The 21,028-nt window shown below is 61.2% G+C and carries 19 protein-coding genes and 1 pseudogene; 14 read left to right on the forward strand and 6 right to left on the reverse strand.

The annotated features are described in order from the left end of the window. Positions 1-30: 30 nt before the first annotated feature. The gene (locus A3220_RS03555) at positions 31-1,077 is read right to left on the reverse strand and encodes a LysM domain-containing protein (RefSeq protein ID WP_044628941.1); all 1,047 of its coding nucleotides are present in this window, start codon (positions 1,075-1,077) and stop codon (positions 31-33) included. Between the two features lie 174 nt (positions 1,078-1,251). On the opposite strand from A3220_RS03555, the gene def reads away from it, so the two are divergent. The 8 genes from def (at position 1,252) to A3220_RS03595 (ending at position 9,623) form a co-directional block, all read left to right on the forward strand. After that, the gene (gene def, locus A3220_RS03560) at positions 1,252-1,764 is read left to right on the forward strand and encodes a peptide deformylase (RefSeq protein ID WP_062373307.1); all 513 of its coding nucleotides are present in this window, start codon (positions 1,252-1,254) and stop codon (positions 1,762-1,764) included. 136 nt (positions 1,765-1,900) lie between these two features. Next, entirely contained in the window at positions 1,901-2,881 is a 981-nt protein-coding gene (fmt, locus tag A3220_RS03565; protein WP_062373216.1) for a methionyl-tRNA formyltransferase, read from the forward strand. Then, positions 2,878-4,212 (forward strand): 16S rRNA (cytosine(967)-C(5))-methyltransferase RsmB, encoded by a 1,335-nt coding sequence (gene rsmB / locus A3220_RS03570; protein ID WP_062373219.1) that lies wholly within the window; start codon positions 2,878-2,880, stop codon positions 4,210-4,212. Before fmt ends, rsmB begins: the two co-directional genes overlap by 4 nt. Positions 4,213-4,250: 38 nt before the next feature. Continuing rightward, on the forward strand, positions 4,251-4,457 hold the full coding sequence (locus A3220_RS03575) for a dodecin (protein ID WP_054641697.1): 207 nt from the start codon (positions 4,251-4,253) through the stop codon (positions 4,455-4,457). Positions 4,458-4,569: 112 nt separating this feature from the next. Beyond that, the gene (gene trkA, locus A3220_RS03580; RefSeq protein WP_062359928.1) at positions 4,570-5,943 is read left to right on the forward strand and encodes a Trk system potassium transporter TrkA; all 1,374 of its coding nucleotides are present in this window, start codon (positions 4,570-4,572) and stop codon (positions 5,941-5,943) included. A gap of 32 nt (positions 5,944-5,975) precedes the next feature. Further along, on the forward strand, positions 5,976-7,424 hold the full coding sequence (locus A3220_RS03585) for a TrkH family potassium uptake protein (RefSeq protein WP_062359930.1): 1,449 nt from the start codon (positions 5,976-5,978) through the stop codon (positions 7,422-7,424). Positions 7,425-7,462: 38 nt separating this feature from the next. Further along, complete coding sequence (locus tag A3220_RS03590) at positions 7,463-8,716, forward strand: TraB/GumN family protein (protein WP_054644942.1); 1,254 nt, start codon at positions 7,463-7,465, stop codon at positions 8,714-8,716. A gap of 34 nt (positions 8,717-8,750) precedes the next feature. Further along, a complete protein-coding gene (locus tag A3220_RS03595) occupies positions 8,751-9,623 on the forward strand; it encodes a DMT family transporter (protein ID WP_054644941.1) in 873 nt (290 codons plus the stop codon). On the opposite strand, the gene A3220_RS03600 is transcribed toward A3220_RS03595, so the two are convergent. After that, positions 9,620-10,396 carry a DTW domain-containing protein gene (locus tag A3220_RS03600; RefSeq protein ID WP_062373222.1) on the reverse strand — a complete coding sequence of 259 codons (777 nt, stop codon included), beginning with the start codon at positions 10,394-10,396 and terminating at the stop codon, positions 9,620-9,622. The genes A3220_RS03595 and A3220_RS03600 overlap by 4 nt on opposite strands. Positions 10,397-10,567: 171 nt before the next feature. Between A3220_RS03600 and bioB the strand changes: the two are divergent. The 6 genes and pseudogenes from bioB (at position 10,568) to bioA (ending at position 16,281) form a co-directional block, all read left to right on the forward strand. After that, positions 10,568-11,655 (forward strand): annotated as a pseudogene (gene bioB / locus A3220_RS03605) (biotin synthase BioB). Beyond that, positions 11,642-12,787, forward strand: a complete 1,146-nt coding sequence (gene bioF / locus A3220_RS03610) for an 8-amino-7-oxononanoate synthase (RefSeq protein ID WP_062373224.1) — start codon at positions 11,642-11,644, stop codon at positions 12,785-12,787. The pseudogene bioB and the gene bioF overlap by 14 nt, the downstream one beginning before the upstream one ends. Then, positions 12,784-13,506, forward strand: a complete 723-nt coding sequence (locus A3220_RS03615) for an alpha/beta fold hydrolase (RefSeq protein WP_062373227.1) — start codon at positions 12,784-12,786, stop codon at positions 13,504-13,506. Before bioF ends, A3220_RS03615 begins: the two co-directional genes overlap by 4 nt. Next, positions 13,503-14,288 carry a methyltransferase domain-containing protein gene (locus A3220_RS03620; RefSeq protein ID WP_062373230.1) on the forward strand — a complete coding sequence of 262 codons (786 nt, stop codon included), beginning with the start codon at positions 13,503-13,505 and terminating at the stop codon, positions 14,286-14,288. Before A3220_RS03615 ends, A3220_RS03620 begins: the two co-directional genes overlap by 4 nt. Then, entirely contained in the window at positions 14,285-15,007 is a 723-nt protein-coding gene (gene bioD / locus A3220_RS03625) for a dethiobiotin synthase (RefSeq protein ID WP_058579653.1), read from the forward strand. The genes A3220_RS03620 and bioD overlap by 4 nt, the downstream gene beginning before the upstream one ends. Beyond that, the gene (gene bioA / locus A3220_RS03630; protein WP_062373233.1) at positions 15,004-16,281 is read left to right on the forward strand and encodes an adenosylmethionine--8-amino-7-oxononanoate transaminase; all 1,278 of its coding nucleotides are present in this window, start codon (positions 15,004-15,006) and stop codon (positions 16,279-16,281) included. The genes bioD and bioA overlap by 4 nt, the downstream gene beginning before the upstream one ends. 42 nt (positions 16,282-16,323) lie before the next feature. Here bioA and A3220_RS03635 read toward each other — a convergent pair whose 3' ends face one another. The 4 genes from A3220_RS03635 to eat all read right to left on the reverse strand — a co-directional run bounded on the left by A3220_RS03635 (position 16,324) and on the right by eat (position 20,958). Further along, positions 16,324-17,037 carry an NAD-dependent deacylase gene (locus A3220_RS03635; RefSeq protein WP_062373236.1) on the reverse strand — a complete coding sequence of 238 codons (714 nt, stop codon included), beginning with the start codon at positions 17,035-17,037 and terminating at the stop codon, positions 16,324-16,326. A 32-nt stretch (positions 17,038-17,069) separates the two neighbouring features. Further along, the gene (aceK, locus tag A3220_RS03640; protein WP_044630509.1) at positions 17,070-18,836 is read right to left on the reverse strand and encodes a bifunctional isocitrate dehydrogenase kinase/phosphatase; all 1,767 of its coding nucleotides are present in this window, start codon (positions 18,834-18,836) and stop codon (positions 17,070-17,072) included. Positions 18,837-18,918: 82 nt separating this feature from the next. Then, positions 18,919-19,428 carry a CIA30 family protein gene (locus A3220_RS03645; RefSeq protein ID WP_062373239.1) on the reverse strand — a complete coding sequence of 170 codons (510 nt, stop codon included), beginning with the start codon at positions 19,426-19,428 and terminating at the stop codon, positions 18,919-18,921. A 96-nt stretch (positions 19,429-19,524) separates the two neighbouring features. Continuing rightward, complete coding sequence (eat, locus tag A3220_RS03650; protein ID WP_044630510.1) at positions 19,525-20,958, reverse strand: ethanolamine permease; 1,434 nt, start codon at positions 20,956-20,958, stop codon at positions 19,525-19,527. Between the last annotated feature and the right edge of the window lie 70 nt (positions 20,959-21,028).

The following is a 21,028-nucleotide window of genomic DNA, read 5'->3' on the forward strand; positions in this document are numbered from 1 at the left end:
CTCCCCTTATATCAAATCTTGATGCACACCTTAGCGCGTCGGCGTGTGTACACTATCTCCCACTGCCAGCACCCTTGAGGCCTGCATGACCAAGGCGTAACTCATATGATTATAGGGCCTGAACACCATCACCAATCCTGCCTCGGTATTGGGCAACCGCAGCAGCTCTTGGGTACGTGGGTCAATTACCAACTCCCCTTGCTGGTCTACGCGCAATACATGGCCCGGCTGTAGGCCGTCTTGCGTTCCCAGGTCCAGTGCCACCACTTGCAGCCGCCCAATAAATCGTACTCCGCCCGGTACCGCAACAATCTGGCCCGACACGTTATTCAACGGTGCACGGGGAACAAAGGCATCGCTTAGCTCACGATCTTCTAGAGGCAGCAGGATGTCGTTATTACGCACTTCTTGGTAGGCGCTAAGCACTTCGATGCGAGCAATATCGCCCTCGCTGCCCAGGTAGCGCGCCTCGCCAATATTGATCAACTCATCGCCCAACAGTGCGCCATTGGCTGATACATAGGGCTCGCCTGGATGGTAGATGCCCAGGCGCGTTCTGGCGGGTACGCTGCCACGCACGTACAGGGTATCGCCTGCGCCGCTAATCAAGCGCTGGTTATCGCCGCCCACCACATACGCAAGCTCCTGCGGGCTCTCTCCTGGCTCCACCACGCGATGCTCCCGTAGAAAGGCGCGCACCACCTCCATCGGAATAGGAGTAATCGCCTCTCGTTTAGGCACTGTACGCATCTGCGGCGAGAGCTTTACGACCCCTTGGCCCCGCTCCACAGAAAGGCATGGTTGGCCTTGGCATGTCCCCAATACCAGCACATCGCCGGGGTAGATAAGGTGCGGGTTACGAACTTGCGGATTCGCCTGCCATAGCGAAGGCCACTGCCAGGGCGAGCGTAAATAACGGGCGGAGATATCCCACAGCGTGTCGCCAGGCACTACTTCGTAGCGCTGTGGCGCATCGTTGCGCAACCCTTCCACGGCTAAGGCTGGCTGGCTGACCGACAGCACCCACATTAAGAGCACGCCAAAGACGCTATAATAAAGAGGCTTTAGAGCCACCATCCGATTCTCCCCAGGCAGTCGTTGGTGAAGCGGTTTAAGGGGCTGCACGGTGTCGCGCGTGCCCAGGATCGCTATCAGCATGATATAGTGGTCAATAGTAAAGTAGTTAGGCTCGCCGACACAGGTGGCAGCCAGCTCATCTTAAAGACTCAGCATAACGGTGATTGTAACGCCATGGCCAAACTTCCTATTCTCGAATTCCCCGACGAGCGCCTGCGCACCAAGGCGGTACCGGTGGAAACCGTTGACGACGAGGTCCGCCAGCTCGTCGACGATATGTTGGAGACCATGTACGACGCGCGCGGCATCGGCCTTGCCGCAACGCAAGTCGATGTCCATCGCCGCGTGGTGGTGATGGATGTCAGCGACGATAACTCCCAGCCGCTGGTGCTGATTAACCCGCGCTACGAGCCCATTGGCGATGCCAAAGAGCCGCTCTCCGAGGGCTGTTTGTCGATCCCTGAATACTACGCTGAAGTGCCGCGCTACCTGAAAGTGAAGCTCAACGCGCTGGATCGTAACGGTGAGCCCTACGAGCTGGAAGCAGATGGCCTACTGGCCCATTGCATTCAACATGAGTACGACCATCTGGAAGGCGTACTATTTGTGGATTACCTCTCACCGCTCAAGCGCGACCGGGTGATGAAAAAAATGCAAAAGCGCCACAAGCTGATGAACGACGCCTAACCGGCACCTCATCACCTGGCCACTGGCCGAGCTGACACGCTGCCCGCAGGCACTCGCCTGTAACAACAGCGCTGCCTCTCGGCCTTTGTGCGTTTCATAGATGGCACTTTCTCTCTTCTCCTAAGGGCTCTCCACCATGTCACCGTTACGCGTTGTTTTTGCTGGCACGCCAGACTTCGCCGCCTCCAGCCTTGCTGCCGTTCTCGACAGCGAACACGAAGTCGTGGCGGTTTACACCCAACCCGACCGCCCTGCTGGACGCGGCCGCAAGCTCACGCCCAGCCCGGCCAAACAGCTAGCACAAGAGCACGGGCTGCCGGTGGTCCAACCCGCCAGTCTCAAAGACGCCGATGCTCAAGCCGAACTGGCGGCACTGAACGCCGATGTGATGGTCGTGGTCGCCTATGGGCTGCTGCTACCCCAAGCGGTGCTGGACACGCCGCGCCTAGGCTGCATTAACGTGCACGCCTCGCTGCTGCCCCGCTGGCGCGGTGCGGCGCCGATTCAGCGCGCCATTGAAGCGGGCGACAGCGTCTCCGGTGTGACCATCATGCAAATGGATGCGGGGCTGGATACCGGCGCCATGCTGTATGAAGTGCGTACCCCAATTACCTCCCGCACCACCGGTGGCGACCTCCACGACCGGCTGGCCATTCAAGGTGCTAATGCGCTGATCCACGTGCTGGACAACCTCGACAACGGCAGCCTAGAGGCAACGCCTCAGCCGGAAGAGGGCGTGACCTACGCCGCCAAGCTCAGCAAAGCCGAGGCCGAGCTAGACTTTAGCCAGCCCGCCGAGCAGCTGGCGCGCAAAATCCGCGCCTTCAACCCGTGGCCGGTGGCTTGGTGCACGCTAGGTAACGACCGCCTGCGCCTACTCATGGCCAGCGTCGAGCAAGGTGAACAGCCGCCATCGCCCCCCGGTACGCTGTTGGAACATGGCGATGATCACCTGCGTATTGCCTGCGGCGAACAAGGGCAAGAAGTGCTGTGTGTCAGTCGTGCCCAGCTACCTGGCGGCAAAGCGATGGCGGTACGCGACTTATTAAACGCCCGCCAAACCTCACTCACCGTCGGCGTTCGCCTTGGGCAAACCCCGCAAGGAGCTAGCCAATGAGCCAGCAACGCCCAGCCAAAGGCGGCAGCGGCCTAGATGTCCGCGCAGCCGCTGCCCGTAGCCTCGTCCCGGTTCTCACTGATAAAGGGTCGCTGGCCAGCTTGGATGAACATAGCGTAGTGGCCCGAGACCGTGGCCTGCTGAAAGAGCTCTGTTACGGCACCTGCCGCCGCCTTCCACGCCTAGAAGCACTGGCTAGCCAGCTCCTCAAACAGCCATTTAAAAAGCGCGATGCCGATATCCACGCTCTGCTGCTGGTAGGTATTTATCAGCTGCTTTATATGCGCATTCCTGCCCACGCAGCGGTAGGAGAAACCGCCGGGGCAGCACGCCTGCTTGGCAAAGAGTGGGCCACCCGAGTATTGAACGGCTGCCTGCGACGCCTGCAGCGTGAAGCCGACGCGCTGCAAGAAGTCGCTGATCGTGACGAAAACGTTGCCCTGGAGCATCCGCCCTGGCTGCTGGACGCCCTGCGCCACGCTTGGCCCGAACAGTGGCGTGCCATTGCCCAGGCCAATAACGAGCCAGGACCGATGACCCTACGCGTCAACCAGCACTATAACGACCGTGAAGCGTATCTCCAGCAGCTGACCGAGCAAGGCTTAGACGGGCATCTCTGTTGTCACGCTCCAGACGGCATTACGCTAACAACGCCCTGCGACGTTGCCATACTGCCCGGTTTTGAGCAGGGCCACGTCAGCGTGCAGGATGAAGCGGCGCAGCTCTCTGCAGCGCTGCTTGGCCCGGCGCTCGCCCCACGCCCCGGTGCTCACGTATTGGATGCTTGCTGCGCGCCTGGCGGCAAAACCGCCCATCTGTTAGAGCAGTTTGATATTGCACTCACCGCCATTGATAACGACAACCAGCGGCTGGCGCGGGTGGACGATACGCTCAGCCGCTTAGGGCTGAGCGCCGAGCTAAAGCACGCCGACGCCACTACCCGCGACTGGTGGAGCGGCACACCGTTTGACGCCATTTTGTTGGACGCCCCTTGCTCGGGCACGGGCGTGATTCGTCGCCACCCGGATATCAAAGCGCTACGCCGTAAAGAGGATATTCGTCAGCTCGCTAAACTGCAGCGCCAACTGCTGGATAACCTCTGGCCGCTACTGCGTCCTGGCGGCACGCTGCTCTACGCCACTTGCTCAGTGCTGCCCGAAGAGAATGCGGCACAAATCGATGCGTTTCTGGCCCGCACACCGGATGCCAACGCCACCACGCCCCACGATGTGGCCTGGGGAGAGCAGAGCGGTCAGGGACGCCAGCTGTTTCCTACCGTAAACAGTCACGATGGCTTTTTTTATGCCAGACTAGAGAAGCGCACAGCCTAAGCACTAGGCCGCCTTTTCATGACACGCAAGGAGATAGCATGAGTCATCACACCTATAAGCACATTGAGCTAACCGGTTCATCCGAAAAAGGGATTGAGGAAGCCGTGCAGAACGCCCTGGCGAAAGCCTCCGAAAGCGTTCAAAACATGCGCTGGCTCGAAGTCACCGACACCCGAGGCCATATTGAAGATGGCCGCGTGGCCCACTGGCAAGTGACCGTCAAAGTCGGCTTCACTCTGGAGTAATTCCCTACCTGCTTTTCGACGGCGGCTGGTTTACACTGGCCGCCGTCTTTATTGCAGCGCACACCGCAAGCCGGAAACGCGCTGGCGCTTATAACGGAACCGATGCTTAGCGATGAAAATCATCATTCTCGGCGCCGGCCAAGTCGGCGGCACCCTGGCGGAGCACCTTGCCCGCGAGGAGAACGACATCACCGTCGTCGATACCGACGGTGCAAAACTGCGCGAGCTGCACACCAAGCTGGATATCCGCACGGTGACCGGCGCAGGCTCCTACCCCATCGTGCTGCGCCAGGCGGGCTGCGAAGACGCCGATATGCTGATCGCGGTGACCAACACCGACGAGATCAATATGATCGCCTGTCAGGTGGCCCACACGCTGTTTCGCACCCCCACCAAAATTGCCCGGGTGCGCTCCACCGCTTACCTCACTCGTAAGGGCCTGTTTGCCCACGAAGCGATCCCCATCGACGTACTGATCAGCCCCGAGCAGGTGGTCACCGACCACGTGCGCCGCTTGATTGAGCACCCGGGCGCGCTACAGGTACTGGAGTTTGCCGGGGGTTTAGTGCAGCTGGTGGCAGTGAAAGCCTTCTACGGCGGCCCGCTGGTGGGCCAGGATTTGGCCTTTTTGGGCAAGCATATGCCCAACGTGGAAACCCGCGTGGCGGCGATTTATCGCCGCAACCGGCCGATCATTCCCCGGGGCGACACGGTGATTGAAGCCGACGACGAGGTGTTCTTCCTGGCCGCCCGCCGGGATATTCGTGCGGTGATGAGTGAGCTGCGTAAGGTGGAGCGGGACTTCCGCCGCGTGGTGATTGCCGGGGGCGGCAATATCGGCGAACGGCTGGCGGAGCACTTAGAGCACAGCCATCAGGTGAAGATCATCGAGCACAGCCTGGAGCGCTGCACCACGCTTTCCGAGCGGCTGGATCGCACCGTGGTGCTCCACGGCAGCGCCACCAGCAAGCGGCTGCTGGAAGAGGAGAACATCGAAGACTGCGATATCTTCTGCGCGCTGACCAACGACGACGAAGTGAATATCATGTCGTCGCTGCTCGCCAAGCGGCTGGGGGCTAAGAAGGTGCTTACCCTCATCAACAACGCCGCCTACGTGGATTTGGTGCAGGGCGGCGATATCGACATTGCTATTTCCCCTCAGCAGGCCACCATCGGCAGCCTGCTGACCCACGTGCGCCGGGGCGATATCGTCAATGTGCACTCGCTGCGCCGGGGTGCGGCGGAGGCCATCGAAGCGATTGCCCATGGCGATAAGCAGTCGTCCAAGGTGGTGGGCCGTACCATCCGCGAGATCGACCTACCCGACGGCACCACCATCGGCGCCATCGTGCGGGGCAAAGAGGTCATTATCGCCCATGGCGACGTGCGGGTGGAAAGCGGCGACCATATCATTCTGTTTGTGATCGATAAGCGGCGTATTCGCGACGTTGAGCGCCTGTTCCAGGTCGGATTAACGTTTTTCTAAGGAGCCGGCCAGCGTATGAGACAACCACCACTATGAGTTTGCGGGTCATTCTACGTATTTTGGGCCTGCTGCTGATGCTTTTCAGCCTAACGATGCTGCCCCCCATGCTCATGTCGCTCTGGTTTCGAGACAGCGTCTGGCACGCGTTCATGAGCGGCATTGGGATTACCGTCATGACGGGGCTGTTTCTCTACCTGCCCAACCGCCGTGCTCACAAAGAGCTACGTATCCGTGACGGCTTTATTATCGCCGCGATGTTCTGGACGGTACTGGCCCTATTTGGTTCGCTGCCGCTCATGCTGTTTGGCGAAGGCTCACTGAGCATTACCGATGCGGTCTTTGAGTCGTTTTCCGGCCTGACGACCACCGGTGCCACAGTGATTACCGGCATCGATTTTTTACCGGAATCGGTGCGCTATTATCGCCAGCAGCTGCAGTGGCTAGGCGGTATGGGGATCGTGGTACTGGCCGTGGCTATTTTGCCTACCCTGGGCGTGGGGGGGATGGCCCTTTACCGCACCGAAATTCCAGGGCCATTGAAAGACTCCAAGCTAACCCCACGAATTACCGAAACCGCTAAAGCGCTCTGGTATATCTACGCAACGCTCACGTTTGCCTGCATGGTCGCCTATATGCTGGCGGGGATGAGCTGGTTTGATGCGCTGGGGCACAGTTTTTCCACCGTCGCCATCGGCGGCTTTTCAACCCACGATGCCAGTATTGGCTACTTTAATAGCGCCGCCATCGAGCTGATCTGCATCAGCTTCATGCTGATTTCGGCGGTGAGCTTCAGCCTCCACTTCGTGGCCTGGCGCGAGAAGCGCCTGACCCACTATTTTCAAGACCCGGAAGCCCGATTTCTGCTGCTGTTCCTGACGGGTCTGACCGTGATTACCGTGATTACCCTGTGGCTCACCGATACCTACGACGATATCGTGGGGCTACGCCATGCGCTGTTTGAGGTTGTCTCAGTGGCCACCACCGCAGGCTTTGCCGTGGCGGACTTTTCCGGGTGGCCGGGCGCACTACCGTTTCTGCTGTTTGTGGCCGCTTTTGTCGGCGGATGCTCCGGCTCTACCGCCGGGGGGATGAAGGTCATCCGTATTATCCTGATCTTGAAACAGGGCATGCGCGAAGTCATGCGGCTCATTCACCCCAATGCCGTGATTGCGGTGAAGGTCGGCAAAGTGAGCGTTCCCGATAGCATCGCCCAGGCCGTCTGGGGATTTTTCTCTGCCTATGTCATGCTGTTCTTTTTGATGCTGGTGGGCGTGATGGCGACGGGCGTCGATCAGGTAACGGCGTGGTCCTCCGTTGGCTCGGCGCTGAACAATCTTGGCCCCGCCTTAGGAGAAGCCAGCAGCCACTATGGCGATCTGCCCAGCCTCGCCAAATGGATTTTAGTGCTTGCCATGCTGCTGGGCCGCTTGGAAATTTTTACGGTACTGGTGCTGTTTACCCCGGCTTTTTGGCGCCGTTAAACGCGCATCACTCGTTACTTTTTTGTTGAGACTTTTTAATGAATCAAGATGATGCAACACCGCTGGCCCAGGAAAGCAGTTCCCTCCCAGCTACCAGCGGCCCGCTGAAAACCATTCAGGTGGGCGGCACGTACTACACCCTGCTAGGCACCGCCCACGTCTCTGCCGAGAGCGCCAACGACGTTCGCCAACTGATCGACAGCGGTCACTTCGATGCCGTCGCCATTGAGCTGTGTGACGCCCGTCACCACAGCATGGACAACCCAGACGCCATGGGCGAGCAGGACTTGTTTCAGGTGTTCAAGCAAGGCAAAGCGGGCATGGTGGCGGCGAGCCTGGCGCTCGGTGCCTTTCAGCAACGGATCGCCGAGCAGTCCGGTATTCAGCCGGGGGCTGAGATGCGTGCAGCCATTGAAGAGTGCCGTACGCGCAACCTGCCGCTACTGCTGGTAGACCGAGATGTCGGCATCACTTTGAAACGCATTTATCGCAACGTGCCTTGGTGGCAGCGCTTCTCGCTGTTTTCAGGGCTGATTGGCAGCGTGCTTTCTCGCCAGGATGTCTCCAAAGAGGACATCGAAAAGCTCAAAGAGGGTGACATGCTAGAGGCCACCTTCAGCGAGTTTGCCGCTGAATCCGAAGCGCTCTACACGCCCTTAATTCGCGAGCGTGACCGCTATATGGCGCTGCGTTTGGCGGAGGAAGCGCCGCCTGGGCGCTACCAGAACGTGCTGGTGGTATTGGGCGCTGGACACTTGAAAGGCACGGGCGAGCACTTGGAAACACCGCTGCCGGACAACCCCACGGTGGAGCGTGAGTCTCTCGAAGCCACACCGCCCCCTTCCAAACTGTGGAAAGCCGCCCCCTGGCTGATTACGGCGCTCGTCATTACCGGTTTTGTGGTGGGCTTTTCACGCAATACCGACCTTGGCTGGCAGCTGGTCATCGAGTGGTTCTTGATTAACGGCATTCTGTCTGGCGGCGCGACGATTGCGGCGCTTGCTCACCCGGTCACGGTGATTGCTACCTTCTTCGCTGCACCACTTACATCGCTTAACCCCACCATTGGCGCGGGCTTTGTAGCGGCGGGGGTCGAGCTGTATATGCGCAAGCCCAAGGTGCGCGACTTCTCCACCCTGCGCCATGATGTGACGCAGTTAAAAGGTTGGTGGCAGAACCGTGTCTCTCGCACCCTGCTGGTGTTTATCTTAGCCACCGTAGGTTCTGCCATTGGTACCTGGGTGGCAGGCTTTAGAATTGCAGGCGCGCTCTTTGGCAGCGGCGCGGCGTGAACAGCGTTAAACAAGCCCCTGGCAGGCGGATGCGCTGCTTCTGCTCGTCACCGCCTTGGCTGCGGGTGGTTGGATTTTTTCTAAAGAAGCGCTGGCAGGCATGCCGCCTTTGCTGTTTATCGGCACACGCTTTTTATTAGCCGGGCTGATCCTGCTAGGGTTTGCCTGGCCTACCCTAACGCGCATGCCTCTACGCCGGGTGCGCCGCGGCCTGCTGGTGGGCGTTTTGTTCAGCGCGGCGATCGCCTTTTGGGTACTGGGGCTTAACTACTCCGACCATCTGGGCGAGAGTGCCTTTATCAACAGCCTGGGGATTCTCCTGGTGCCTGTAGTGGCACGACTGCTGTTTGGCGACCGCCCACCTCGCTCTACTTGGGTCGCGCTACCCGTGGCGCTGCTCGGGTTTGCCCTACTATCGCTCAATGCAGGCTTTAACGTCGAGGCCAGCCAGCTGCTGATGGTGTGCGCCGCGCTCTGTTTTGCGCTTTTGATCAACGTCAATGCCCGCGTAGTGCGCAATGTGCCTGCGCTGCCGCTAACCACGCTGCAACTGATCTCGGTAGGCGTGGTGCTAACGGGGCTTTCCCTGGTGGTGGAGCATCAGCCGCTGGCGCTCAGCCCGTCGATTCTCGGCTGGTTCATGACCAGCGTGCTGCTGGCCAGCTCGCTGCGCTTCTTTCTGCAAATCAAAGCGCAGAGTATGACCACGCCTAGCCATGCGGCGGTGATTCTGATGCTAGAAGCCGTCTGGACCGCGCTGTTTGCCGCCTGGTGGTTTGGCGAAACCATGACCGCATTGCAACTGCTGGGCTGTAGCCTGATCTTTATGGCACTACTGATCAATCGCTGGTACTGGGTCCGCAAAGTGCTGCTGCGCTGGCTGCCCGGTGGCAATCCTTCCCGCTAACCATGCTCTTCTGCCCGCTGCCGCTCCAATAGCCGCTGCATGGCTGCCGTAGGCTCTTCGATCTTGCGATAATAGCGGCTCTCTGCGTAGCTATCGTTGAACACATCAAAGTAGTCATCCAGCACGCTTGCCGCCGTTTCATCACCGCTCTGGCGCAGCAGCTCAATCGCTACCTCGGCGGTGCACAGATGCGCTTTCGAGGCGGGCTTGCGCAGCCGGTAGCGGGTCTCCCGCTCGGTGCGCAGCGGCAGTACCGGCAGTGCATCCAGGTAAGGGCTTTTGCGGAACATGCGCCGCGCCTGTCGCCAGGTGCCATCCAAAATGATGAATACCGGTATGCGCGCCTGCTGCTTGGCGGCATGCACCGCGTCAATATCCACCACGCGGTCGGCGTAATCTGGCTGGTCATCAGGAAAAATCACGAACGGCGCATAGCGCGGATCTTGCAGCAGCGCGGCCAGCGCCTCGTCCGGCGCCGTGCGATACCAGGTAAATACGCGGGTGTTGGTGAGTACATCGCCAATCAAACGCCCGGTATTGGTCGGTTTGTAGTGTTCAATGGAGTGGGTCAACAGCCATACCTGAGCGTCGCTCTCCGCCTTCACCTGATACGGGCAGAGGCAGTTCAGCTCGGGCAAGTTGCAGCCTTCGCAGCGTTTGACGAAGCTGCCCCGCGCTTTGAATTCACGCCGAGGCGGGCGCGGATGCCCGGTGGCCGGGTCGCGGTCGGTCAATGCATCGTGCTCGGGGGGCAGCGAGGTCGCGTCAGGCATCTGCGCTCCAGTGGGTCGTCAAAGGGCGCAAAGTATAAAGCAGGCCATACATCCTGACGAATACTCCCTACAGTCAAGCACCATGGTAAACCAACCATCTTCAAAAAGTTGACACCCTCAGCACAGCCCCGCTAGAGTCCTGTCAACTTTCAAAAGAATATAGGTTTACCCGTGACCGCTACCTCGACTGCTTCTCACGCGGCGGATGCCGCGCCGCGCCACGACTGGACGCTTGACGAGATCAATGCGCTGTTTACGCTGCCCTTTAACGACCTGCTGTTTCAAGCCCAGCAGGTGCACCGGGCACATTTCGATGCCAACGCGGTGCAGGTGTCTACCCTGCTGTCGATCAAGACCGGGGCCTGCCCGGAAGACTGCAAGTACTGCCCCCAATCGGGTCACTACAACACTCAGCTGGAAAAAGAGAAGCTGCTGGAAATAGAGAAAGTGGTGGCCCAGGCCAAGGCCGCCAAAGAGGCAGGCGCCAGCCGCTTCTGCATGGGGGCCGCGTGGCGCAGCCGCGGGATAAAGATTTAGTGGTGGTGGAAGAGATGGTGCGCCAGGTGAAAGCGCTGGGGCTTGAGACCTGTATGACGCTGGGTATGGTCGACGGCGAGCAGGCCACACGGCTGGCCGCCGCGGGGCTGGACTACTACAACCACAACCTCGACACCTCCCCCGATTACTACGGCGAAATCATCACCACCCGCACCTACAGCGACCGTTTAGAAACCCTGGCCACCGTTCGCGATGCCGGTATGAAAGTGTGCTCTGGCGGTATTTTAGGCATGGGTGAAGGCGCACAGGATCGCAGCGCTCTGCTGCAGCAGTTGGCTAAGCTCTCTCCGCATCCTGAATCGGTGCCTATCAACATGCTGGTCAAAGTGCCGGGGACGCCACTGGAGAACGTCGATGATTTAGACCCACTGGAGTTCATCCGCGCCATTGCCGTGGCGCGCATCATGATGCCCCAGAGCCACGTGCGCCTCTCCGCAGGCCGGGAGCAGATGAGCGAATCCACCCAGGCGCTTGCCTTTCTGGCCGGTGCCAACTCGATTTTCTACGGCGACAAGCTGCTGACCACCGGCAACCCCCAGGCAGAGCGCGACCGTGCGCTGTTTGCCAAGCTGGGCCTGCACCCCGAGCGCCGCGATACCTGCGAAGACGACACGCAGCATACCGAGCGGCTGGCCCAACAGGCGCAGCGCAACGCCCAGGCAGAGCGCGCTGCGGCGCTGGCGGTGGATGCCAGTGTCTGAGGTGTGGCACCAGCGCTTAGCGGCAGCCCGCGATGAGCGCGAGCGCCAGCAGCGCTGGCGCAGCCGCCGCGTCTCTGCCCATGGGGCACTCGACTTTGCAGGCAACGACTATCTAGGCCTTGCTCAAGACCCACGCGTACAGGCGGCCCAGGCCGAAGGCGCGAAACGCTTTGGCGCTGGGGCCGGCGCATCGCACTTAGTCAGCGGGCATCTGGGCATTCACGATGCCCTGGAAGAGGCGTTGGCTGAGTGGACCGGACGGGAGCAGGCGCTGCTGTTCTCCACCGGCTATATGGCGAACCTGGGCGTGTTGCAAGCGCTGGCGGATTCCCACACCGCGATTTTTCAGGACCGCCTCAATCACGCCTCGCTACTCGACGGGGCCGCGCTGAGCGGCGCCCGCTCCCGACGCTACCACCACCGGGATGGCCACGACTTACAGCGTTTGCTTGCGCTCAGCACGGCCACCCATAAACTGGTGGTAAGCGACGGCGTGTTCAGCATGGATGGCGATATTGCTGACGTCGGCGAACTTGCCCACATTAGCCAGCAGCACGGCGCCTGGCTGATGATCGACGATGCCCACGGGCTCGGTGTACTGGGTGAACACGGCGCGGGCTGCGTAGAAGGCGTTGATAGCCAGGCAGTGCCGATCTTGGTCGGCACCTTGGGCAAAGCGCTGGGCACCGCAGGCGCGTTTGTGGCGGGCGACGCCGCGCTCATCGAGCACCTAATTCAGTTTTCCCGCAGCTATGTGTACACCACCGCCCAACCGCCCAGTATTGCCGCCGCCACGCTAGAAGCGCTCACCATCGTGCAGCGGGAGCCGGAGCACCGCCAGCGGCTCGCTCGCCATATTGATTACTTCCGCCAGCAGGCTATCGCCTTGGGGCTGCCAATCGGACACTCCCACACGCCGATTCAACCGCTGCTGCTGGGAAGCGAGCAGCGCACCCTGGCCTGGGCGGCCACGTTCGATGAGCACGCTATCCAGGTAGGGGCGATTCGGCCACCCACGGTGCCCAACGGCGAGTCGCGGCTGCGCATCACGTTAAGCGCCCGCCATACCCAGAGCGATATCGACAGGCTCTTGGAGGTCGCCGCCGCCTGCCTGAACGAGGAGCAGCGATGAAGCTCATCCTGCTCTCGGGCTGGGGCGTCGACCGCCGTATATGGCAGACGCTTTCGGAGCATTGGCCCAATACGGTCGACCCCAGCGCAGTGGAGTGGCCCGGCTACGGCGATGCTCCGGCGCTACCCACCCCCACACACATTGAAGCGCTCGCCGAGCGTATGGCATCTAAGCTACCCAGCGATGCCGTCTGGGTGGGCTGGTCGCTGGGTGGGCTGCTGGCCACGGCGCTGCTCAATCATCTGCCGCCGCCCAAGGCCCTGTTGCTACTGGGCGCAGGCAGCCGTTTTTGTAGTGACGCGGAGAGTGATGGCGGTGTGAGGAGCGACGAGCTTGCCAGCTTTAAGCGCGCCTTCCACCGTGACCCCGTTGCCACGTGGCGGCACTTTCTGCGCTGGCAGGCCCAGGGCGAACCCAATGCCCGCGAGGCTCACCGCCAGCTACGCGCACGGTTAGGTGAAACACCCCACGCCGATACCGACACGCTCGCGCAAGGGCTCATGTGGCTTGAAACGCTGGATAACCGGGCACTGCTTGCCAGCCCTCCCTGCCCTATCCGCCGATTGGCAGGCGCCCACGACCCGCTACTACCAAGCAGCACGCGCCAGCAAGCGCTTCGACTGGAAGCCGCAGGACACTGCCCCATGCTCTCCCAGCCCGCCCAGCTGGCGGCACGGCTGGCCGAGCAGGCCACGCGGGCGCTACAGGAGCCGCGATGAACACACCGGTCACCTCGCTGCCACTGCCCCGCTGGCAGGAGCGTGTTGCTCGGGCTTTTTCACGGGCGGCACCACGCTACGATGATCTCGCTAGCGCCCAGCGCGATATCGGCGAAGCGCTCTGGCAAACGCTGCCGCAGAGCGCCCAGCAGGTGCTCGACCTTGGCTGCGGCACCGGCTACTGGACCCAGCGGCTGGCGAGCCACTACCCAAACGCCACCACCACCGGGCTCGACCTGGCGCCGGGTATGCTCGCCCACGCCCAGGCACAGTATGGCGATGCCATACGCTGGCAACAGGGAGATGCCGCCGCGCTGCCGCTGGACGACGCAAGCGTGGATCTCGTGTTCTCTAACCTGGCGATTCAGTGGTGCCCGGATATCGGCGCGGTGATGCAGGAGTTGGCGCGGGTGCTCGCCCCTAGCGGGCAGGCGCGCATCACCACCCTGCTGCCCGGCACGCTTCATGAGGTGGCCACCGCCTGGCAGCGGCCCGAGGCCCTGCTGCAAACGCCGGACGCCAGCACCGTACAGCGGGCGATTGCGCGAAGCGGCTTGCGGCTTACCCACTACGTGCGCGAGCAGCGGCGCTTTTTCTACCCCGACCTGAATGCCGTCATGGCCTCCATCAAGGGCGTGGGCGCCCAAGTAGCCAGACCCAACGCTCGGCTGACCCGCCAAGCGCTTGCCACCGCCCAGGTTCGCTATGAATCGCTGCGCACGCCGCAGGGGCTGCCGGTGAGCTACCACTGCCTGACGCTACAACTGGAAAGCGCGAGATGAACAACACCTATTTTGTCACCGGTACCGACACCGACGCGGGCAAAACCCTGGCCACCAGCGCGCTGCTGGGCGCCGCCCGCCAGCGCCAGCTCACCACGCTGGGGTTGAAGCCTATTGCCTCTGGTAGCGAGGCCACGCCCAATGGCCTGCGCAACCGCGATGCCCTGGCGCTACAGGCGCAAAGCTTCCCGCCGGTGGATTACCCGACGATCAACCCCTGGGCCTTTGCTCCCGCCATTGCGCCGCATCTCGCCGCCCTGGAAGCAGGCGCGGTGCTTAACGTGGCAAGCGTTACTCAGGCGCTCAACGACACGTTAACCGACACGCCACGGGACCTGACGCTAATCGAAGGCGCAGGCGGCTGGCGAGTGCCGCTGAACGAGGAGGAGGATTTTTCCGACCTGCCCCGCGCGCTCGGGCTGCCGGTGATTCTGGTGGTTGGGCTGAAGCTGGGCTGCCTTAACCATGCCCGGCTCACCGCCGAGGCCATCGCCGCCGATGGCTTAACGCTGGCGGGCTGGGTAGGCAGCGTAGTGGACTCAGCCTTTGCCGACGACAGCCCGCGCTTTGCAGCCAATGTGGCGCTGCTGAAACGCGCTCTGCCCGCCCCTTGCTTGGGCATCATTCCTCATTTAGCTACGGCAGATGCGCCCACCGCGCAGTACTACCTCTCCCTTGATGCGCTGCTCCCCCTCGCCACCCAGGAGGCGACGCCATGAACTCCCCCGTTTGGCACCCCTATGCCCATCTCAAAACCCAAACGCCTGCGCCCAAAGTGGTCGGCGGCAGCGGCAGCTACTTTACGCTGGAAAGCGGCGAGCGCCTGCTGGATGCCACCTGCTCCTGGTGGTGCATGATTCACGGCTACGGCCATCCGCGCCTCGTCGCCGCCATCCGCGAGCAGGCGGGGGAGCTTTGCCATGTGATGCTGGGCGGCCTGACCCACGATCCCGCCGACCAGCTCGCACAAGAGCTGGTGCGCATTACCCCGCCGGGGCTGAATCATGTGTTCTTCTCCGATAGCGGCTCGGTGGGCATGGAAGTCGCCATGAAGATGGCGCTGCAGTACCAGGTGCTGAGCGGCCACCCCGGCAAGCGCAAGATGCTCTCGCTGATGAAGGCGTACCATGGCGACACCACCGGCTGCATGGCGGTATGCGACCCCGAAGAGGGCATGCACGGCCTGTTCGCCAGCCTGCTGCCTCAGCACCACTTCGCCCCGGCCCCCACGGCACCCTTCGATGCCACGCCAGCCCAGGTAGAGCATGACCTCGCTGCGCTACGTGAGGTGCTGTCGCGCCACCACCAGGAGATCGCCGCACTACTGATGGAGCCGCTGCTGCAAGCGGCGGGCGGGCTGAACATGACCTCGCCGCACTACCTGCGCGGCGCCCGGGCGCTGTGCGACGAGTTTGGCGTGCTGCTGATTTTCGACGAAGTAGCCACCGGCTTTGGCCGCACCGGCAGGCTGTTTGCCGCCGACCACGCGGGCGTCACGCCGGATATCATGGTGCTCTCCAAGGGGCTGACCGGCGGGTATCTGGGCCATGCGGCCACGCTGGCCACCGACCGGGTGCACGAGGCGTTCATTGGCGACAGTCAGCACCACGCCTTCATGCACGGCCCCACCTTTATGGGCAACCCCCTGGCCTGCCGCGTGGCGCTGGAGAGCCTACGGGTGTTCGAAGAGGAGCACTACCTGGAGAAAATTGCCGCGCTCAGCCAAACGTTACAGCGCGAGCTATTAGAAGACGTAGCACTGCGCGCACATCCCGCCGTCGCGGACGTGCGCGTATTAGGCGCAACGGCGGTGATCGAAGCCCACAGCAGCGAAGCGCTGAAAGGCGTTGCCGCATTTGCCCGAGCGCGGGGCGTGTGGCTGCGCCCCATTGGCCGCTGGCTTTACACCATGCCCGCTTATATCGCGACGGACGCCGAGCTGACCCAGATTACTGGGGTGATGAAAGCGTGGTTTTTGGAATCACGCCATTAATGTGCCAACCCACGGTTCGCTCAACCTTCGCCCTGCGCTAAGTCAGGGTAAAATTAAATTTCCCTGCTTACGCCACTGGTGTACAAGCGCTGGCACGCCTTCTCCCGCCGTGGTATTGATCGCCAGCACGCCGGGTGGGCTTAGCTCATCGGCGTCGGGGTCTACCAGCGCACAAGGGGTGTCGTAATCGATATAGGTGAGCAGCGATGCGGCGGGCATCACCGCCAGCGAGGTACCCACCACAAGCAGAAAGTCCGCCTGGCTCACCAGCTCGCAGGCCTCTTCGAACAGCGGCACCGCTTCGCCAAACCACACCACGTCTGGGCGCAGCTGGCTGCCCTTATCGCACACATCGCCCAGGGCAATTCCGCCCTTTGACAGCGGGTAGCGCAGCCGCGCATCCACCGATGAGCGCGCCTTTAAAATCTCGCCGTGCAGGTGCAGCACGTGGCGCGAGCCTGCCCGCTCGTGCAGGTCATCAATGTTCTGGGTAATCACGCTGACCTTGAAGCCATCCTGCTCCAGCGCCGCCAGCGCTTTATGGGCGGCGTTGGGCTTCGCGCGGCGGATCTGATCACGGCGCTGGTTATAGAACGCCAGCACCCGCTCTGGGTCTTGCCGCCACCCTTGCGGCGTGGCGACCTCCTCCACCGGGTGATCCTCCCAGAGGCCATCGCTGGCGCGGAAGGTTTGAATGCCGCTCTCCGCGCTGATTCCCGAGCCGGTAAATACCACCAAGTGCGGGGCTGAAGTCATGCTATCCTCGGCTTACGTCGTCCGGTAAACGCCTAATGTACCAGTTGCCCCACGGTGCCTGCGAATCGCTGCTTGTTGCGATACGGGTAAACGTCGATCACCCGCCCCTCCAGAATCGCCCGCTGTAGCGCCAGCCAGTAGTCCGGGTCGAACAGCTCCGGATGCTGCTCCATAAATAGTGCGCGCAGTTCCGGGTTGGCAAACATAAACGGACCAAACTCTTCGGGGAAGATATCGTTGGGGCCAATGGAAAGGCTGGCCCCGCCATTCATGTAACTGTCGACCCCCTGGGATTTGGGAATATGGCGGAAGCGGCACTCGGTGAGATAGCTCACCTCGTCGTAGTCGTAGAAAATCACCCGCCCGTGGCGCGTGACGCCAAAATTCTTCAGCAGCATATCGCCAGGAAAAATATTCGCTGCTGCCATCTGTTTGATGGCATTGCCGTAATCCTTCAGCACCATTACTCGCTCATCGGTGCTGCACTGCTCCAGATAGAGGTTCAACGGCGTCATCATCCGCTCGGTGTAGCAGTGCTTGATGATCACCTTGTCCTCTTTCAGCGACACCGTGGAGGGTGCAACCTCCAGCAAATGGGCCAAACACTCCGGCTCGAAGTGGTCCTGGCGGACGATAAAGTTGGAGAACTCCTGGGTGTCGGCCATGCGCCCTACCCGGTCGTGGCGTTTTACCAGCCGGTACTTCTCCCGCACGATGGCGTGGGTGACCTCTTTGGCGGGGTCGAATTTATCCTTGATGATCTTGAACACGGTGCGAAAGCTCGGCAGCACGAATACCGCCATCACCATGCCCCGCACCCCCGGCGCGATCATGAAGCGCTCTTCGCGCTTGGCCACCTGCTGGTTCAGCGCGCGGAAAAATTCGGTTTTGCCGTGTTTGAAAAAGCCAATGGCGGCGTACAGCTCGCCCTCGGGCTTGTGGGGCATAAGCTGTTTTAGGTAACCGACGAACTCCCCCGGCACCGGCACCTCTACCTGGAAATAGGCGCGGGTGAACGAGAAGATGATCGACACTTCATCGGTTTCGGTGAGGACCGTATCCAAATGCAGGCAGGGGTCGCCGCCCTGCTGCTCGCCATACCCTTCCCCATGTAGAACCGGCAGCACCAAGGGGACCTGCTCGCCGCCACCTAGAATGCGCCCCACCAGATACGCCCCTTTGTTGCGGTAAAACACGCTGTTGAGTAGCTCCACCTGGGCATCGTCTGCCTGCCAAATCGCAACAGGGAGCTGAGCTTCCAGCAATCCAGCGCCGAGCTGGCTGTCGCGCTCGACGTCGGCAAAGGGGGACTCGAACGGGGCTTCGCTCAGCGCCCAAGCGAGCGCCCCCGCCCAGTCGCCGTTGACGTAATGCCTGCGGCACAGCTCAATGCCCGAACGGTGCGCGGCATCCTCCCGGGAGCTGTACACAAACATCCAGTCATTGCGGATATGGCGATGCTGAAACACCGAACAGAACAGAGAATTAAAGAAGGTTTCCGCCAGCTCGTAATCCAACCGCTGGCTGATCAACTGCGCGTAGTGCCCTCGTGCTTCCCGCCACGTCTCACAGTGAGCCAGCACGTCCTGGGCAAAGGTGCGCTGCAACCGGTCGAGCGTCTCCTCGACTTTTTCACCGTACAGGTTGATCCGCGCGGCGGAGGCCTGCTGCGCTTCACGCCAGGCGGCATCGCGAAAACGGCGGCTGGCATCTGAGGTGATCTGCTTGAAACGCGCACGGTACTCATCGAAACCGTGCAGCACAGTGGCCGCTAGGCGATACGCGGGAGAGTGTTTCATCACGCTGGCTCACGTCGAAAGAGGGCTTCCCAGATTCCGTGAACGGCACACTACATACGAGACGACCTTAGTCCTGTCAGTGTCAGCCCTGTGAGTGCGACGCAATGGAGGCGACCTCCAGGCGAAACGGCCCGGCAGTGCGGTCGGCAATCAAGAAACCGAGCTGGTGAATAGTATGTGGGTCGAGAGGCGGCGCGCTGAAAAGCAGCGTGCCCCGTCGCACCGCCTTAAACTGCGCCCAGGTGAATTGATGCGTTTCCCACTGGTGAGCTTTAGGCGTGAAGGCCACGCGGTAAGCGCTTGCTTCGTCCAGCGCGCTGCTTTTGAGCCTTAGCTGATAGGTGCGACCATCGCCACGCACACGAAGCACAATTCCTTGGCCATGAGCCAGGGTCGGTTCAAAGCCGTTGGGTTCACGGCGCACTGAGGCAAAACCGCCGCCGTTTTCCAGCGATACCTCGCCACCAAAGCAGCCAGCGCCAGCGTCCACGCGAAAGCCGCTTTGGGACACGCCGCCCATCACGCCATCGTCCACGGCGTACCAGCGCCGCTGTTCTGACTCGGCCATGTTCGATTCGGTAAAGTTCAACATCCTTCAAGCTCCTCCTTGCCTGCCAATAACAACGCCTCTGAGCGAAAGCCCAGAGGCGCACTGCCGTGGTTCAGACTAGGCGATCTGCTGTGGTGATTACAATTTCGCGGAAGCGGCCTTCGGTGCGACAGGGTCGAGATCCTCAGGTGCTGCGGTGACCAGCGCGAACTCCTCTTCTGCGGTTTTCGCGACTAAATGATTTTTGCTGTAGAGGAAGTAGTAAGCCGCTCCAGCAATGAACAGCACGATGGTGTAGTTGAACGCGCGAGGGTCAAACGCGTAGACACCGGTCAACGCGACGAGCGAGAGCACCAACGCGATGCCTGAGGTCACCACGCCTCCCGGCGTTTTATAGGGGCGCGGCAGGTCGGGCTGTTTCACGCGCAGCAGAATATGGCTAAGCGCCATCAGCGCATAAGAGATAGTCGCCCCCACAACGGCCATGCCTAACATCAGATCGCCTTCCCCGCTCAGCGATGCAAGAAAGCCCAAAATACCGGGCACAATCAGCGCTAAGTAAGGCACTTTGCGCTCGCTGGTGAGCGATAGCGGTTTGGGTAAATAACCCGCCCGAGAGAGCGCGAATACCAGGCGGCTATAGCCATAAATAATCGAGAAGAACGACGCGATCAAACCCGCTAAGCCCAGCACGTTGACCAGGGTCGCCAGCGTGGGATTACCCGCCGCATTCAGCGCATCTACCAGCGGCACGCCGCTTTGGCCAATCATCTCAGCGCCCGCCGCACCGGCCAGCAGCACGACTACGAGCAGGGCGGTGAAGAGCAAGAACAGCATCGCACCAATGATGCCTTTGGGCATATCCCGGGCGGGATCTTTCGCCTCTTCGGCCGCCAGCGGCACGCCCTCTACCGCCAGGAACAGCCACATGCCAAAAGGCAGCGCCGCCCAAATACCGTACCAACCGAATGGCATGAAGGTGCTCGCCCCCGCCGCATCGGTGGGTGCAATATCAAACAGGTTGGCCGAATCGAAATCGCCGATCAGCGCCACGGCGGTGGCCAAAATGGCAAAGACCGCCAAACCGCTAATCACCATCATCACTTTTAGCGCTTCCCCCACACCCGCCAGGTGAATGCCAATAAACACCGCATAAAACAGCAGATACACCAGCGGCCCGTTAACGCCTAATAATGCTTCCACCGCCGAGCCAATAAAAATCACGATGGCCGCCGGGGCAAGCGCGTACTCAATCAATACCGCAAGCCCAGTCAAATAGCCGCCCGCAGGCCCCATGGCTTGGCGGGCAAAGCTGTAGCCGCCCCCTGCCGCGGGAATAGCGGCGGACATTTCTGCCAGCGCCAGCACTAGCGCTAGGTACATTAGCGCCATCAAACAAGCGGCAATCGCAAAGCCGCCCCAGCCCGCTTCGGCAATGCCAAAGTTCCAGCCCGCAAAGTCACCGGAAATCACGTAGGAAACCCCAAGGCCCGCGAGCAGCATCCAGCCTGCCGTACCTTTACGCAGCTGGCGCTTGGCCAGATACGCCTGATCAACCGTTGGTTGTGTCATCGTTTTGCCCTTTTCAGTGTGGAACGCAATGGGTGTCAGCGGCGTGCTGTGATCCTGGTTCCGTCTTGTT

The sequence above is a fragment of the Halomonas sp. KX33721 genome, from assembly GCF_001596805.1.
Lineage (GTDB): Bacteria > Pseudomonadota > Gammaproteobacteria > Pseudomonadales > Halomonadaceae > Vreelandella > Vreelandella aquamarina.

Coding starts and splice junctions, on each gene's coding strand:
- bioF (WP_062373224.1), top strand. CDS start 11,642: ATGCCAGTGTCTGAGGTGTGGCACCAGCGCTTAGCGGCAGCCCGCGAT.
- A3220_RS03600 (WP_062373222.1), bottom strand. CDS start 10,396: ATGCCTGACGCGACCTCGCTGCCCCCCGAGCACGATGCATTGACCGAC.
- fmt (WP_062373216.1), top strand. CDS start 1,901: ATGTCACCGTTACGCGTTGTTTTTGCTGGCACGCCAGACTTCGCCGCC.
- A3220_RS03615 (WP_062373227.1), top strand. CDS start 12,784: ATGAAGCTCATCCTGCTCTCGGGCTGGGGCGTCGACCGCCGTATATGG.
- A3220_RS03620 (WP_062373230.1), top strand. CDS start 13,503: ATGAACACACCGGTCACCTCGCTGCCACTGCCCCGCTGGCAGGAGCGT.
- A3220_RS03575 (WP_054641697.1), top strand. CDS start 4,251: ATGAGTCATCACACCTATAAGCACATTGAGCTAACCGGTTCATCCGAA.
- bioA (WP_062373233.1), top strand. CDS start 15,004: ATGAACTCCCCCGTTTGGCACCCCTATGCCCATCTCAAAACCCAAACG.
- def (WP_062373307.1), top strand. CDS start 1,252: ATGGCCAAACTTCCTATTCTCGAATTCCCCGACGAGCGCCTGCGCACC.
- trkA (WP_062359928.1), top strand. CDS start 4,570: ATGAAAATCATCATTCTCGGCGCCGGCCAAGTCGGCGGCACCCTGGCG.
- A3220_RS03555 (WP_044628941.1), bottom strand. CDS start 1,077: ATGGTGGCTCTAAAGCCTCTTTATTATAGCGTCTTTGGCGTGCTCTTA.
- A3220_RS03635 (WP_062373236.1), bottom strand. CDS start 17,037: ATGACTTCAGCCCCGCACTTGGTGGTATTTACCGGCTCGGGAATCAGC.
- aceK (WP_044630509.1), bottom strand. CDS start 18,836: ATGAAACACTCTCCCGCGTATCGCCTAGCGGCCACTGTGCTGCACGGT.
- A3220_RS03590 (WP_054644942.1), top strand. CDS start 7,463: ATGAATCAAGATGATGCAACACCGCTGGCCCAGGAAAGCAGTTCCCTC.
- A3220_RS03585 (WP_062359930.1), top strand. CDS start 5,976: ATGAGTTTGCGGGTCATTCTACGTATTTTGGGCCTGCTGCTGATGCTT.
- bioD (WP_058579653.1), top strand. CDS start 14,285: ATGAACAACACCTATTTTGTCACCGGTACCGACACCGACGCGGGCAAA.
- rsmB (WP_062373219.1), top strand. CDS start 2,878: ATGAGCCAGCAACGCCCAGCCAAAGGCGGCAGCGGCCTAGATGTCCGC.
- eat (WP_044630510.1), bottom strand. CDS start 20,958: ATGACACAACCAACGGTTGATCAGGCGTATCTGGCCAAGCGCCAGCTG.
- A3220_RS03645 (WP_062373239.1), bottom strand. CDS start 19,428: ATGTTGAACTTTACCGAATCGAACATGGCCGAGTCAGAACAGCGGCGC.